At 62.2% G+C, this 13,645-nt stretch carries 13 protein-coding genes; 11 read left to right on the forward strand and 2 right to left on the reverse strand.

Annotated elements, in window-relative coordinates:
- The first annotated feature begins 39 nt into the window (after window positions 1–39).
- From murI to rdgB, 4 genes are all read left to right on the forward strand, one after another.
- On the forward strand, window positions 40–1,119 hold the full coding sequence (murI, locus tag ABIE18_RS09760) for a glutamate racemase (protein WP_499722488.1): 1,080 nt from the start codon (window positions 40–42) through the stop codon (window positions 1,117–1,119).
- A complete protein-coding gene (locus ABIE18_RS09765; protein WP_431115612.1) occupies window positions 1,116–1,913 on the forward strand; it encodes an MBL fold metallo-hydrolase in 798 nt (265 codons plus the stop codon). The genes murI and ABIE18_RS09765 overlap by 4 nt, the downstream gene beginning before the upstream one ends.
- Window positions 1,914–2,007: 94 nt before the next feature.
- Window positions 2,008–2,766 (forward strand): ribonuclease PH, encoded by a 759-nt coding sequence (gene rph / locus ABIE18_RS09770; RefSeq protein WP_499722489.1) that lies wholly within the window; start codon window positions 2,008–2,010, stop codon window positions 2,764–2,766.
- A complete protein-coding gene (gene rdgB, locus ABIE18_RS09775) occupies window positions 2,763–3,485 on the forward strand; it encodes an RdgB/HAM1 family non-canonical purine NTP pyrophosphatase (RefSeq protein ID WP_499722490.1) in 723 nt (240 codons plus the stop codon). The genes rph and rdgB overlap by 4 nt, the downstream gene beginning before the upstream one ends.
- Before the next feature lie 134 nt (window positions 3,486–3,619).
- Here rdgB and ABIE18_RS09780 read toward each other — a convergent pair whose 3' ends face one another.
- Window positions 3,620–4,384, reverse strand: coding sequence for a VTT domain-containing protein (locus tag ABIE18_RS09780; protein ID WP_431115611.1), 765 nt, complete (start codon window positions 4,382–4,384; stop codon window positions 3,620–3,622).
- A gap of 206 nt (window positions 4,385–4,590) precedes the next feature.
- On the opposite strand from ABIE18_RS09780, the gene ABIE18_RS09785 reads away from it, so the two are divergent.
- Window positions 4,591–5,637 (forward strand): 3'-5' exonuclease, encoded by a 1,047-nt coding sequence (locus tag ABIE18_RS09785; RefSeq protein ID WP_499722491.1) that lies wholly within the window; start codon window positions 4,591–4,593, stop codon window positions 5,635–5,637.
- Window positions 5,638–5,726: 89 nt separating this feature from the next.
- A complete protein-coding gene (locus ABIE18_RS09790) occupies window positions 5,727–6,275 on the forward strand; it encodes a DUF4395 domain-containing protein (RefSeq protein WP_499722492.1) in 549 nt (182 codons plus the stop codon).
- A 12-nt stretch (window positions 6,276–6,287) separates the two neighbouring features.
- Here ABIE18_RS09790 and ABIE18_RS09795 read toward each other — a convergent pair whose 3' ends face one another.
- Entirely contained in the window at window positions 6,288–7,358 is a 1,071-nt protein-coding gene (locus ABIE18_RS09795; protein WP_499722493.1) for an ADP-ribosylglycohydrolase family protein, read from the reverse strand.
- 145 nt (window positions 7,359–7,503) lie between these two features.
- Between ABIE18_RS09795 and ABIE18_RS09800 the strand changes: the two genes are divergently transcribed.
- From ABIE18_RS09800 to ABIE18_RS09820, 5 genes are all read left to right on the forward strand, one after another.
- Window positions 7,504–7,860 (forward strand): YidH family protein, encoded by a 357-nt coding sequence (locus ABIE18_RS09800; RefSeq protein ID WP_308169301.1) that lies wholly within the window; start codon window positions 7,504–7,506, stop codon window positions 7,858–7,860.
- 36 nt (window positions 7,861–7,896) lie between these two features.
- Window positions 7,897–8,241 carry a DUF202 domain-containing protein gene (locus ABIE18_RS09805; protein ID WP_431120257.1) on the forward strand — a complete coding sequence of 115 codons (345 nt, stop codon included), beginning with the start codon at window positions 7,897–7,899 and terminating at the stop codon, window positions 8,239–8,241.
- A gap of 197 nt (window positions 8,242–8,438) precedes the next feature.
- Entirely contained in the window at window positions 8,439–9,356 is a 918-nt protein-coding gene (locus ABIE18_RS09810) for an MIP/aquaporin family protein (RefSeq protein ID WP_499722494.1), read from the forward strand.
- A gap of 71 nt (window positions 9,357–9,427) precedes the next feature.
- Complete coding sequence (locus ABIE18_RS09815) at window positions 9,428–10,603, forward strand: exonuclease SbcCD subunit D (RefSeq protein ID WP_499722495.1); 1,176 nt, start codon at window positions 9,428–9,430, stop codon at window positions 10,601–10,603.
- Window positions 10,600–13,608, forward strand: coding sequence for an AAA family ATPase (locus ABIE18_RS09820; RefSeq protein ID WP_499722496.1), 3,009 nt, complete (start codon window positions 10,600–10,602; stop codon window positions 13,606–13,608). The genes ABIE18_RS09815 and ABIE18_RS09820 overlap by 4 nt, the downstream gene beginning before the upstream one ends.
- The last annotated feature ends 37 nt before the right edge of the window (window positions 13,609–13,645 follow it).

The raw sequence follows: 13,645 nt of genomic DNA on the forward strand, positions 1-13,645 counted from the left end.
ATGGCCGCAACACAGGGGAAGCCTTATTCTCGAATAATCATGACTTCAGCATCTGGCAGTTCAAAGGGCGACAGTTCAACAGGCGCCGGATCACCAAGCGCTACAGGGGCCCCGGTTGCTGCCTCGCCCGGTGACCTGGGGGTCTCCAATGAGCTCATGGGATCCCGCCCGATTGGTGTCTTTGATTCCGGCGTGGGTGGGTTGACGGTAGCCCGCTCCATCATCGATCAACTCCCCAACGAATCGATCCTGTACGTGGGCGATACCGCCAATGGACCATATGGGCCGCTGCCCATCGCCGAAGTCCGGGCCAACGCCCTGGGTGTGATGGACGAGCTCGTGGATTCGGGTGTGAAGCTGCTGACCATTGCCTGCAACTCTGCATCGGCCGCAGTTCTCCGGGATGCGCGTGAACGCTACACAGCGCGATACGGGATACCCGTTATTGAGGTCATCCAACCCGCTGTGCGTAGAGCGGTCGCGGCCACCCGTTCCGGCAGGATCGGTGTTATTGGGACCTCCGCCACCGTGGGCTCGCGCGCCTATGAGGACACGTTCGCGGCGGCCCCGGATCTTGCCATTACCTCCGTGGCTTGCCCGGCCTTCGTGAGCTTCGTTGAAGCCGGCATCACCACGGGGGCGGACCTCCTGGCAGCGGCCAATGAGTATCTGGAGCCGCTGAAACACGCTGGTGTGGACACAGTGGTGCTCGGATGCACGCACTACCCCCTCTTGACCGGGGTGATCTCTTTCGTCATGGGCGAGGACGTGACCCTGGTGTCCAGTGCGGAGGAAACTGCCAAGGACGTCTACCGTGCGCTGGCCACTCACGGTATCCAGCGAACCGATACAAGTGCCCCCAGCCATGAGTTCATCGCAACGGGCGACGCCGTTCAATTTGAAACATTGGCCCGCCGTTTCCTGGGCCCGGAGGTCTTGTCCGTCAAACACGTCGACCACGTGGCTGCGCAATACCCCACTGGAAGCCTGGCCCGCATCACTCCGGAAATGCTCGAAGCAGCCAGGAGCGGCGCCGGACTGTCGCGCCGCTCCTACTTCGTACAACCGGACAACGGAGTCAGCCCTGATTCCAGTGCCATCCCAGGACGTGGCCTGTGAAACTGACCATCGTGGGCTGTACTGGTTCCTTTCCGGGTCCCGGCTCGCCGGCGTCGTGCTATCTGGTGACTGCGCATGACGGTGAGCGGGAATGGAAGATCGTGATGGACCTTGGGAGCGGAGCGTTGGGTGCCATCCAGCGTTACACGGATCTTGAGGACATCGACGCCATATTCCTCACGCACCTGCATCCGGACCATTGCATGGACTTGTGTGGCCTCCACGTAGCGGTCCGCTGGAAGCCCGGCGGTTGGGGACGGGACCGGATTCCCGTGTGGGGGCCGGCAGCAACTGCGGACAGGATGGCAACAGCCTATGGGCTGGACCTGGATCCGGGCATGCATGAGGAGTTCGACTTTACTCATTGGGCCGAACAGAAGCCCGTTACCGTCGGCCCCTTCACGGTGACTCCCTACGGCGTCAACCATCCCGTGGAAGAGGCATACGCATTGCGTGTCACTGCAACGGAACCAGGCAAGGACGGAACGCCCATAACCCGGGTACTGACATATTCGGGGGACACCGATTCGTGCCAGGGGCTGGAGGAGGCAGCCAGTGGCGCTGACTTGTTCCTGTGCGAGGCCGCGTTCGAAGAAGGCCGCGATGACGGCATCAAGGACGTGCACTTGACGGGCAAGCGCGCTGGGGAAGCCGCCATGAATGCCGGAGCCAAGCGCCTGCTTCTGACTCACATTCCCGTGTGGACTTCGCAGACCAAGGTAATGTCCGAGGCCAAACCGGTGTTTGCCGGGGACGTCGCTGTTGCCGTTGCCGGGGTCCATTACACGATCTAGGCCCCATCGAGCCAGGCCCCATCGAGGTGGTGCCGTGCGCGCCTGACCCACTGGGCGGCGTCGGGCGTTGTCCCATCGTCGCTAAGCTTGAAGCATGACTTCTGAAGCTACAGCCACACCCGTTATCCGCGCCGACGGCCGGACCCCCGATCAACTGCGTCCCATCAGCATTACCCGCGGCTGGTCCAAGCAGGCCGAGGGCTCGGCACTCATCGAGTTCGGAAACACCCGGGTACTGTGCACGGCTTCCCTGACCGAAGGCGTTCCACGCTGGCTCAAGGGCGAGGGCCGTGGCTGGGTTACCGCCGAATACGCCATGCTGCCGCGGGCAACGAATACCCGATCCGATCGTGAGTCCGTGAAAGGCAAGATCGGCGGACGTACGCACGAGATCTCCCGCCTCATTGGCCGTTCGCTGCGCTCCATCATCGATACCAAAGCGCTGGGCGAGAACACGATCGTCCTTGACTGCGATGTCCTGCAGGCCGACGGCGGTACCCGCACCGCGGCCATCACCGGCGCCTATGTGGCACTTGCCGAAGCGATTCGGTTTGCCCGCGAAAACAAGCTCATCGGCCGTAATGCCGAGCCGCTGGTGGACACGATTGCTGCCGTTTCGGTGGGCATCATCGATGGCGTGCCGATGCTGGACCTGCCGTACGTAGAGGATGTCCGGGCCGAAACAGACATGAACGTGGTGGTCACTGGATCCGGCAAGTTTGTGGAGGTCCAGGGCACGGCCGAGGGCGCCCCGTTCGACCGCGATGAACTCAACGCCTTGTTGGACCTCGCCCTGATCGGCACGGGCCAGCTTGCGGCTATCCAGCGCGAGACGCTGGCGGAAGCTCCGTGAGCGGCGACGGCGCCGCGGTTGCCGGTGCATCCGGTGGAGATTCAGCCAACGCAGCTTCAGCCAACGCAGATTCAGCCAGTGCTCCGCGACTCGTCCTCGCAACGCACAACCAGGGAAAGCTGAAGGAACTCCGGGAGCTGCTTCGCGGCCAGGTTCCAGGGCTCGACGTCGATACCCAGGTGGTGGATGCAGCTGCCGTTGGTGCACCGGACGTTGCGGAAACCGGGGTCACCTTTGCTGAGAACTCACTCCTGAAGGCGCGTGCCGTGGCTGGGGCAACGGGTTTGGTGGCCATCGCGGACGACTCGGGGCTTGCCGTTGATGTCCTGGGCGGCGCGCCGGGCATCTTCTCCGCCCGGTGGTCGGGAAAGCACGGGGACGACGCAGCGAACCTGCGATTGCTGCTCGCCCAGCTCTCCGATGTGCCGGACGCCTTCCGCGGGGCAGCTTTTGTCTGCGCGGCCGCCTTGGCAGTGCCCGGAGCAGATGGAATCACTCACGAAACGGTGGAGTACGGGCAGCTCGAAGGTACGCTGCTGCGCGAGCCACGGGGTGAGGGTGGGTTCGGGTATGACCCCGTGCTCCAGCCAGTGGGAATGGACCGGAGCTGTGCGGAGCTGACATCCGAGGAAAAGAACGCCATCAGCCATCGAGGCCAGGCGTTCCGGGCTTTGCTTCCCGCGATCGTTGCTGCGCTCTCGGGTGTTCATTCCAGCTAACACGGGAAACGGCTTTTAAAGGTTTCGCTTCCAGAGGTCAGGCTCTTAGAAGTCCAGCTTGAGACATACAACGTAAGAAGGCACCCCGCCTTTGCGGGGTGCCTTCTCCTGTATGGCATCAAGTGCGGTGAGGCCTACTTCTCGCGGTGCTTTCCAGCTTCGTGCTCCTCGATGAATTCCTCCACGGGGTTGCTGCCTTCCGCGGCGGCCTTACGCTTGGCCACGACGCCGCGGGCTACCTCGATAATGATGGGAATGACCGAGATCAGGACAATGACGATGAAGATGATGTCCAGGTTGCTGCTGACCCACGGAACGCGGTCACCCAAAAGGTATCCCAGCAAGGTGACACCGCCGCCCCAGAGGGTGGCGCCAATGACGTTGAAGAGGAAGAACTTGCGTTTGTCCATCTGGGCCACGCCGACGATCACCGGAACGAACGTACGGATGATGGGGACAAACCGGGCCAGAATCAGGGCTTTGCCGCCATGCTTCTCAAAGAAGGCGTGGGCGCTTTCGACGTTTTCTTTCTTGAACAGCCTGGAATCAGGGCGGTTGAAGATTGCAGGGCCGGCTTTTGAACCAATGAGGTACCCGGTCTGGTTGCCAATGATCGCAGAAACGATGATGAGGGCCGCCAAGGCCCAGACATTGAACTTGATGGTGTCTGTGGCCACAAGAAGGCCAGCAGTGAACAGCATGGAATCGCCGGGCAGGAAGAAGCCCACCAGCAGGCCGGTTTCGGCAAAGACAATGCCGCAAACCAGCAGCACTACCCACGGCGCCAAAGCTGGATCAGCCAGGAAGACCTGGGGGTTCAGCCAGTCCGGCAGGAACGAGGCCATGGGTGGACGCACCGGTCCCGCGCCCCCGAAAGTGGATACGGCTAAGTCGCTCATCGCAGTAAAGATCACCTATCAAGCCTACTGGACCGCCGTCGTCGGGCAGTCTCCTGCCTCCGCTGGTAACGGCGGCATTCCCGGGCACAAGCAGCTGAGTGAGTGCGAAACACCACGAGGTAACACTCGCCACAAAGCGGTCCGGAAACGCCGCCCCGCCGCGGAAACCGGCAAGAGGGCACCCTTTCCGCCTGTAACCTTGTCCAGTGGCATTGGACTTTACGGCGATCGACTTTGAAACAGCCAACGGCTTCAGGGGGTCGCCGTGTTCGGTTGGCCTCAGCAAAGTCCGCGGCGGTGTGGTGGTGGAAGAAGCCTCCTGGCTCATGCGGCCCCCGGAGAACCACGACCACTTCGAGTTTCACAACACCCGCATCCACGGCATCCGTGCCGAAGACGTTGCCGGCCGTCCCAGGTTCGGGGACCTCTTCCCTGAAATTGGCGCCTTCATCGGCAACGACGTACTTGCGGCCCACAACGCAGCCTTCGATCTGGGCGTTATCCGATCCGGCCTGGAGGTCTCCGGGCTTGCAGGCCCGGCCTACGAGTACGTTTGCACCGTGATGCTGTCCCGCCGCTGCTACTCATTGGTGTCCAACTCTCTGCCGTATGCAGCGGAGGAAGCCGGAGTACCCCTGGTCAACCACCACGACGCCGCCGAGGACGCACGCGCCTGTGCAGGAATCCTGGTGGACATCGCCCGTCGGAACAACGCCAACAGCATCGCGGAACTGTATCTTTCGCTGGGCCTCACGTTGCCCAGGCAACCTGCCTTCGATCCCATGAATGGCCTCTCCAAGCCCACCCTTGCCGCTCTCGCAGGCAAGGCGCTAGCAGGCACGGGGTCCGCGGGCAGGAAGGCAGGCAGCCCTGCGGAGCAAACCCTGGACGGCGCCTTGAACGGTTCGGGTCGCCCATTCTCGGCGTGGCCCGAGGAAGGCCCCAATCCGTTGCCGAATCCCACGGCCGAACCAGGGCATCCACTGTTCGGCCAGACGGTGGTCTTCACGGGCGACCTCATCATGACCCGTCCGGAGGCTAAGTCACGTGCTGCAGAGATGGGTGCACGGCCGGAAAGCAGGGTGACCGCACGCACCACTGTCCTTGTGGTGGGGGACGGGTTCGTGGCCGGAGACCTGCGCGCCGGACGGCTTACAGGGAAAGCGAAGCGGGTTTTGGAACTTCACGCGAAAGGTCAGCAGATCGAGGTTGTCTCGGAAGGGGAATTCCTGCAAATGGTGGGCGGGAACTGACTTCAGCCTGGCAGGCGGTCTGGCTCGGCGTGGGTCATAGTGCGAAACAATGCTTCCAGTCCGGGGAGCCGTGCTCCTAGCCTTGGTGCATGACCAAGGACAACCTGTCCCAGTCATCGGTACGCCAAGCCGTTGGCCCAGGGAAAGCCGGCGTTGATTGGCGCGTCGTCTTCGCCTTTCCCAACCCTGTCAATGAATACGCCGCCCGGATCACGGCCGGACTGGTTGTGCTGCTGGCTGTCGCAACACTGCTGACAGGCTCGTCCGTGGGCCTGGTTGCCGTGGCAATCGGTTTCTGGCTCCGTGTCCTTTTCGGCCCTCGGATTTCGCCGCTCGCCCTGCTCTCGGTCAAGGTTTTGGCCCCGCGCATCAGGCACGCCAAGTTGGTGGCCGGTCCTCCGAAGCGCTTCGCGCAAGGTTGGGGAACCGCTTTGAGCAGTGCCGCCGTCGTGCTTTTTTTCACGGGGTTGCAGCCTGCTGCGTGGATCCTTCTCGCACTGTTGATCGTTGCGGCCTCGCTTGAGGCGTTCCTCGGCTTTTGCCTTGGTTGCGCCATCTTTGGCATCCTCCAGCGTCGCGGATTGATTCCCGCGGAGGTTTGCGAAGCCTGCGAGAACATCGCGCTGCGACGCAGCTGACGTGCGGGCCGATCAGCCTGTAGTGACAGCGAGCAACCGGTCCGCCATGCCACGAATGACCTCCGTGCCTTCCAACGCCTCGAGCCATCGGCCGGGAAGGCATGCTTCGCCGTACCAGGCACCCAAAATGTTTCCCGCGATGGAACCGGTGGAATCGCTGTCCCCACTGTGGTTGATGGCCACCGCGATAGCCTTGCGGAAGTGCTCCGCCGGCTCACTGCCGTGCGTGGACAGGACGGCATAAAGCCCGACGGCGAGTGCCTCCTCTGCCACCCAGCCCTCGCCCAGTGTGGTTACCAGCTTTTCAGGGCCGAGGGGAGCAGGCTCCAACGACAACCTCAATGCCGCTTCCAGACGCTCAGGGAGTTCGGGAGCTTTGGTGGGCACGCCACTCACGTAGTCCAAGGCGGCGGAAGCTGCGGTGCGGACGTCACTGCCAGCCACAATATTCTGGATCAACAAGCTGAAGGCAGCCGCGCTTAACCGCGCTGACGGGTGTCCGTGCGTCAACGACGCAGCATCTGAACTGAGTTTGTACACGGCTTCGCGGGAGATATGGGGCACGAGTCCAAAAGGTGCTGAACGCATGACAGTGCCGCACCCCTTGGAATCGGGATTGACTGGCCTGGCCACAGTGCCCATTTCTCCTGAAGCCAATCCGCTGAGGCACGTGTTTCCCGGGGCCCGACGACGCCGGAGTACTTCCTGGCCGTCTATCCACCGCGGTTGTGGAACGGGGGCAGAAGGGGAAACGGCAACGTCCTGGGTTGCCAGCCAGCGAAGGTAGGCCAGCCAAAGGCAGGCGATCTCATCTGCTGCCACCCCATCATTGGCCCATTCGAGGGCGTCGACCAGACCGTCCACTGTGTACAGCGTCATCTGGGTGTCGTCCGAAAACTGGCCGACGGCGTCGAGCTGGTCAAAGGACGTGAGTCCGGCGGAACCGTAACGGGCACGAATGGCATCAAGGCGGTCGAACTCCACTGCGTAGCCAAGGGAATCACCCAATGCCCCTCCCAGCAGTGTCCCGTGGACGCGGGATTCAAACGATGGGGCGGCGGGGGAGGAGGCTTCAAAACTCATGCCATCAACTTACCGCGCCCTGCTATGCAACTGATGGGGTCCGCAACGGACGTGGGTACGCAACGGATGGCGTACGCAACTGATGTGAACGGCCGCTGATATGGTTGGGAGGCTGCCCAGCACTAGGAAAACTTGGAGAGACGACGTGCGTGAACCGGCTTGGCGACGGACAGGCAAGACACCTGACTACAGGTTCTCCTTGGCGAACGAACGCACCTTCCTTGCCTGGATCCGTACCTCCCTGGCATTACTGGCCGGATCGATTGCCATCGATCAGTTGGCTCCGAACATTGCCCCGCAGCCGGTAAGGATCGTCCTCTGTGTCCTTCTGTCCCTCATCGGGGCCGGCCTGGCGGCGCTGTCCTACCGCAGGTGGGGGCAAATGGAAGCTGCGATGCGCAACGATGAAGCCTTGCCGTTCTCCTGGGTGATGCTGCTCATGACGATCGTGGTGGCCGTGGCAGCATTCGCTTTCGCCGTGTTGATTTTGGTGGCGCGATGACCAGGTTTGCGCGATGACGAGGCTTGCGCGTTGAGCATGGACCTCCGTGATCCCGGCCTTCAGCCGGAACGGACCACGCTGGCGTGGCGGCGCACCCTCATTTCGCTTGTGGTGGTGGATCTGTTCATCTGGCGCAGTTGGCTTACCTCCGAGCCCTCTGCGGGCCGTCTGATTCCGGGCCTTCCCGGGCTGGATTACCAAGGCATCTGCGCCCTCATGGCTGCTGCCGCCACCATTGTCCTGGCTTGTGTTGTGTGGGTCCGCTCACGGCAGCTTCATGCTGGAAACGAAGCAGCTTCGGCACGACTCATCTTTGTCAGCACCCTTGCCGTGATAGGGCTGGGCGGAACTGCGATCGCGGCCATCGCCCTGGGCGGCTAAGCTCGGATCGGGAGTCAGCAGGGACTCAGCAACTGTTCAGACTCAACTGGCAGGATGCTCAAGGGCTCTCCCTCGTCCAGGGAGTTTTGGCGTTGCCGTCCGGCCTCGGAGTCATCGCCTCGAAGAGATCATCTTCGCCCAGCGCGCAACGAAGCCATCAGCGGGTCCACACCACCAATCGTTAGGAATCATTCGACATGACCTCTCCAGTGCAAGCCACGACCGACCACGAACCGGGGCTGTTCGCGCGGCTGTCGGCTGAAGCCGTCGGTTCGATGTTTGTTGTGCTCGTGGCCGTGGGTGTGTCGATCTTCTCGAACCCTTCATCAGCGCCCCTACCCGCCGCCCTTGCGACCGGCCTGACGGTGACAGTGGCCATGCTGGCCTTCGGTCATGTTTCCGGCGGTCACTTCAATCCGATAATCACTCTGGGCAACCTGATTGCCGGCCGCATCCGCGCGCTGGCAGCTGTGGCCTACCTTGCGGCCCAAATCATCGGCAGCGTGATCGGCGCAGCTCTTGCCTACGTTGTGGTTCTGACAGTTCCGGTCCTGACGGATGCGCGGGCGGCCTTCGGCTCTGTGGCGGCCGGCTATGGAGAGCATGCTGCTGCCCAAACCCAGATGGCAGGGGTCTTGATTGTTGAAGTGGTTGGCTCCGCCTTGCTGGTTGCGGTGTTCCTTGGAGCGACTGCCGGACGCCGTGCCTTTCCTGCCGTGGCTCCCTTTGCTGTAGGCCTTTGCGTCGCCGTGTTGCTGCAGTTTGGCCAGGTCCTTGGCAACCTTCCGTTTAATCCCGCACGCGCAACTGCGCTGGCTTTCTTCAGCCCTTCCTGGGCCTTGGAAGGATTGTGGCTCTTTTGGGTCGCTCCACTGATGGGGGCCGCACTGGCCGGACTGGCCTTCCGCGGCTTTGGCTACGCCTCCGCGGCCACCAGCCTTGGAGATGACGCGACGTTGGCGTCGGTCCCAAGCCGCGGGGACCAGCACCTGGATGTGGATGACACTAATGATTTCGAGGCAGAGGCAGAGGCAGACGCAGTGGAGACCGGGACTGTCCGGAAAGAAGCTGCCGCAGATGACGCCCGCAACTTCTTCGACGGAAAGAAGGGCTAGCAGCAGGAGAGGATCGACGCCGGACGGCCTGTCTGCGCTTTTTTGTCGGTGCCCACAGTTAGCTTGAAAATATGCGGTTACTCCATACCTCCGATTGGCATCTCGGCCGGTCATTCCACGGCGTTGGCATGCTTGAAGCCCAGCGCGGTTTTGTGGACCAGCTCGTGTCCTTCGTAGAAGCGATGTCTGTAGATGTTGTCCTCATTGCGGGTGACGTCTATGATCGCGCCCTGCCTGGACTCGATGTCGTCAAACTTCTCGACGACGCCTTGGTGCGTATTACCCAAGCCGGGGCCACCGTAGTGCTCACCAGCGGCAACCACGATTCCGCCATTCGGCTCGGATTCGCGTCCCGCTTGCTCGAACGCGGCGGCGTTCACCTCAGGACGAGGGTCGAGGACCTGGACGTTCCCGTGCTTGTTCCCTTCGGAAAAGATGGGGAGAGCAGCGCCACACTTGCGATCTATGGGATTCCCTATTTGGAACCGCGGCTTGTCGCGGAGCGGCTGGAAGTGGAGACTGCGAGTCATTTCGAGGTCACCCGTGAAGCAACCGAGCGGATTCGGCGCGACCTCCAGGACCGCCGTACAACAGGCGCAGTGCATCCGGTGGTCCTTGCACACACTTTTGCCAGTGGAGGTATCACTTCTGACAGTGAACGGGACTTGAGCATCGGAGGGTTGGGCGCAGTGCCCCTGGATCTCTTCGAGGACTTTGCGTACACGGCACTTGGTCACTTGCACGGCCGGCAGGAACTTGCCCCGAATGTCCGCTACTCCGGCTCCCCTCTGGCTTATTCGTTCTCCGAAGCCAAACATTGCAAGGGCGCGTGGTTGGTTGATATCGATGCCGATGGAAGCATCGGTGTCCAGGAAATTCTTTGGGAAGCTGCCAAGATCCTGGCCGTGTTGAGAGGCAAGCTGAACGATCTCCTTGAATCGGGCGAGCACGCCTGGGCTGAAGCTGCCTATTGCCAAATCACCCTCACGGATGCCGAGCGGCCCGCCCAGGCTATGGAGCAGCTCCGAACCCGCTTTCCTGACACCTTGGTTCTGTCCTTCGACCCCGAGGGTGCTGGAACCAAAGACAAAGTCAGTTACAGCAGCAGGCTTGCAGCCGCCCAGGACGACCTTGAGGTCTGCTGCGGATTCCTGGAACACGTTCGGGAGCGCAGTCCCGGATCTGCGGAAGAAGCTGCCCTGCGCGCCGCCCTCGAGGCCGTGCGCTTGGAGGAGGCTGAACTGTGAGAATCCATCGACTGGAAATTGAGGCTTTCGGGCCTTTTGCCACTGCGCAGCACATTGATTTTGATCAACTCAGTGCACAGGGGTTGTTTCTGCTCAACGGCGCCACCGGGGCCGGCAAAACCAGCATCCTCGACGCCATCTGTTTCGCCCTCTATGGCTCCGTTCCGGGTGCACGCCAGGAAGGTAAGCGTCTTCGCAGCGATCATGCAGCGCCGGGTGCCGAACCCCGTGTGGTGTGCGAATTCTCGGCCCGCGGCAGGCGTTTCGAAGTCAGCCGTTCCCCGGCATGGGAACGCCCCAGCGCGCGCGGCCGGAACGGCTTCACTACCCAACAAGCCAAGACACTGCTCCGCGAGTGGGTTTCCGGAGTCTGGGAGGAAAAATCTTCGCGTAATGACGAAGTCGGCGCCGAGCTCTCCGAGCTTTTGGGTATGGACCGGGACCAGTTCACGCGCGTTGTGATGCTTCCCCAGGGTGACTTTGCGGCGTTCCTTCGCTCCAAAGCCAATGATCGGCTCGAGCTCCTCCAAAAACTCTTTGGGACGCAGCGATTCGAGTCCGTGGAGAAGCAAATTGCGCGGCAGGCGGCCGAAGCCGCTCGCGCCGTCCAGGACAATGCGGCCGAACTGAAGATGCTGCTTGGCAGGGCAGCCGCGGAACGGGAGCAGCTTGGCCTTCCCGATGAGCTCTCAAATGCGGAGACAGCTGCCGAGGCGCCAGAGGCATGGCTGGCGGCCCTGGAGATGGAGTTGCTGGAAGAAGGTGGGCGACGTCAAGACGAGGCCACCGCAGCTGATGCCCAGGCCATACGGCTTGCGGAACAACTTCAGGAGGACCAGGAGAAGGCCCAACGGCATGCCAGGCTTGCTGCTGGGATGCAGCGGCGGGTTCTGCATGAACTAGCTGCTGCGCGGGCACTGGAAAACAAGGAAAAGCTGGGAGGACATCGCCGTGCGGCCGTCCTTGGGGGACAACTCGACGCCTTGGACGCCACGGAGCGTAAGTTCCGGTCTGCCTTGGTGGACAGGGACAGATCCCGGGAGCAGCTTGAATCCAAGGGCTTGGATGCGGCACATCCTGTTGCTGCGCTTGAGACAGTTAAGACCACCCTTGCCGTCCTCGAGGCCCGGCTTCCAGATGAGCGGCGCATGGAGGACGTGGCCACCCGACTCGCAGCCAAACGAAAAGAACACTCCAGCCACCTGGCGGCCGAGCAAGCAGCAGCAGAATCCCTGCAACACCTTCGGGCCGAGGAATCAGCGGTGAAGGCCGGGATGGCGGCACTGGAACCCTCGGCTGCCTGCGTCGAAGACCTCGAACGGGAGGCCGCCGCTGCCGCCGAACTAGTGTCGGTTGTGTCCCGTCATGAAGCTGCCGCCGCCGAGTTGAAGGACGTCACTGAGCGCCACGCCCGTGCCCGCAACAAAACGCAGGACCTCAGGCAAGCATGGCTTGACATGAGGGAGGCGCGCTTGGCCAATGCAGCCGGTGAGCTCGCGGCAGCCCTTGTGCCTGGGCAGCCTTGCGCCGTTTGTGGCAGCAACGAGCACCCGAATCCCGCCGCCGCAGCGCGTTCTGCACTTTCCATCGCCCAGGAAGAGGAAGAGGCCAGCAAACTATTTGAAGCGAGCGAAAAGGCTCTGGGACGCAGCGCGGAAGAGGTATCAAGAGCCGCACAGTTGCTGGCGGGCCTGGCTGCCCAGGGTGGCTCCGCAGATCCAGAGGAATCGGCCGCCCGCTTGGTCGCATCCGAAGCTGCGGCGATCGAAGCCCGAAAGGCCTCTGGCGCGTTGGAGAAGCTCGGCAAAGAGCATGAGGATCTCACTAAGCGCATTACCCTCCTGCAGGAGGAACATGCCGGGTCAACGAATGCCGCCTTGCAAGCAAGCTCTGCTGTCGAGTTGCTTCAGGAACAGTACCTTGCGCTTGAAGAGGAGCTAGTCGGCCTGAGACAGGGCTTCGCCAGCCTTCGTGAGCGGGCAGAAGCTCTCACCTCCCGGCGTTTGCTGCTTGAGGCTGCCGTGGATGCGGCGAACGAACTCGAACGTGCCGGGGCTGCGCGCCTGGAGGCGCTCGCTGCGCTGGAAAGGGCATTGCCCGGGTCCGGATTTTCATCGGTCGAGGATGTGCGTCGCGAGCTCATGTCACCCTCGGATGTTGTGGCATTGGAGAAAGCCCTCGCGGATTTCGAGGCCGAAGCTGCCCGGCTGGATGAACTGTTTGCCGGCGAGGAACTCGTCATGGCAGCGAAGGAAGTCAGCATCGGCGAACTTCCCCCGCCGGAGGACGAACTCAGGGCCGCCAAGACTGAGGCTGCCCACGCCATGGAAGCTGCAAAGGCATTGGCGCTTTCCGCGGGGCTCGCAAGCAAAGCTGTGCGGTCTGTGCAGAGGATCCGCGCGGACTATCAAAACCTTGCCGAGGCAGGAAGGGAACCGCGCGAGCATGCCAACTTGTTGGGTGGGCTGGCGGACACCCTTCGCGGCGCGGGAGATAACAACTACCGCATGAGCTTGAACAGCTATGTGCTGGCTGCCCGGCTGGAGCAAGTGGCAATCGCAGCTTCGGAGAGGCTCGTTGCCATGAGCGATGGCCGCTACACCTTGCAACACACTGACGCCCGGGCTGCACGTAACCAGAAATCCGGTCTCGGACTGGAAGTGGTGGATGAATGGACGGGCCAGCGACGTGACACATCCACGCTCTCCGGCGGGGAATCCTTCATGGCCTCCTTGTCGCTGGCCCTTGGCCTTGCGGATGTTGTACAGCAGGAGGCCGGCGGAGTGGACATTGAAACGCTCTTTGTCGATGAAGGGTTCGGAAGCCTGGACGAGCAAGCCTTGGAACAGGTGATGGATGCCTTGGAGGGTTTGCGCGACGGCGGCAGGGTTGTCGGGCTGGTCAGCCACGTCGCAGAAATGAAGCAGCGCATCAGCAGCCAAGTGCACGTGGTCAAGGGCCGCCATGGTTCCACGGTGGTTGTTGCCGAAGCAATGCCTGCCTGAGACCGGATCCGATAGACTGGATCCGTTACACCGGGTC

Origin of the sequence: Arthrobacter sp. 2762, from assembly GCF_040548745.1 — a bacterium.
GTDB lineage: Bacteria > Actinomycetota > Actinomycetes > Actinomycetales > Micrococcaceae > Arthrobacter.

Excerpts from the sequence above, each read along its gene's own strand:
- murI (WP_499722488.1), top strand. The coding sequence starts at position 40 with ATGACTTCAGCATCTGGCAGTTCAAAGGGCGACAGTTCAACAGGCGCC.
- rph (WP_499722489.1), top strand. The coding sequence starts at position 2,008 with ATGACTTCTGAAGCTACAGCCACACCCGTTATCCGCGCCGACGGCCGG.
- ABIE18_RS09780 (WP_431115611.1), bottom strand. The coding sequence starts at position 4,384 with ATGAGCGACTTAGCCGTATCCACTTTCGGGGGCGCGGGACCGGTGCGT.
- ABIE18_RS09790 (WP_499722492.1), top strand. The coding sequence starts at position 5,727 with ATGACCAAGGACAACCTGTCCCAGTCATCGGTACGCCAAGCCGTTGGC.
- ABIE18_RS09795 (WP_499722493.1), bottom strand. The coding sequence starts at position 7,358 with ATGAGTTTTGAAGCCTCCTCCCCCGCCGCCCCATCGTTTGAATCCCGC.
- ABIE18_RS09805 (WP_431120257.1), top strand. The coding sequence starts at position 7,897 with ATGGACCTCCGTGATCCCGGCCTTCAGCCGGAACGGACCACGCTGGCG.
- ABIE18_RS09810 (WP_499722494.1), top strand. The coding sequence starts at position 8,439 with ATGACCTCTCCAGTGCAAGCCACGACCGACCACGAACCGGGGCTGTTC.
- ABIE18_RS09815 (WP_499722495.1), top strand. The coding sequence starts at position 9,428 with ATGCGGTTACTCCATACCTCCGATTGGCATCTCGGCCGGTCATTCCAC.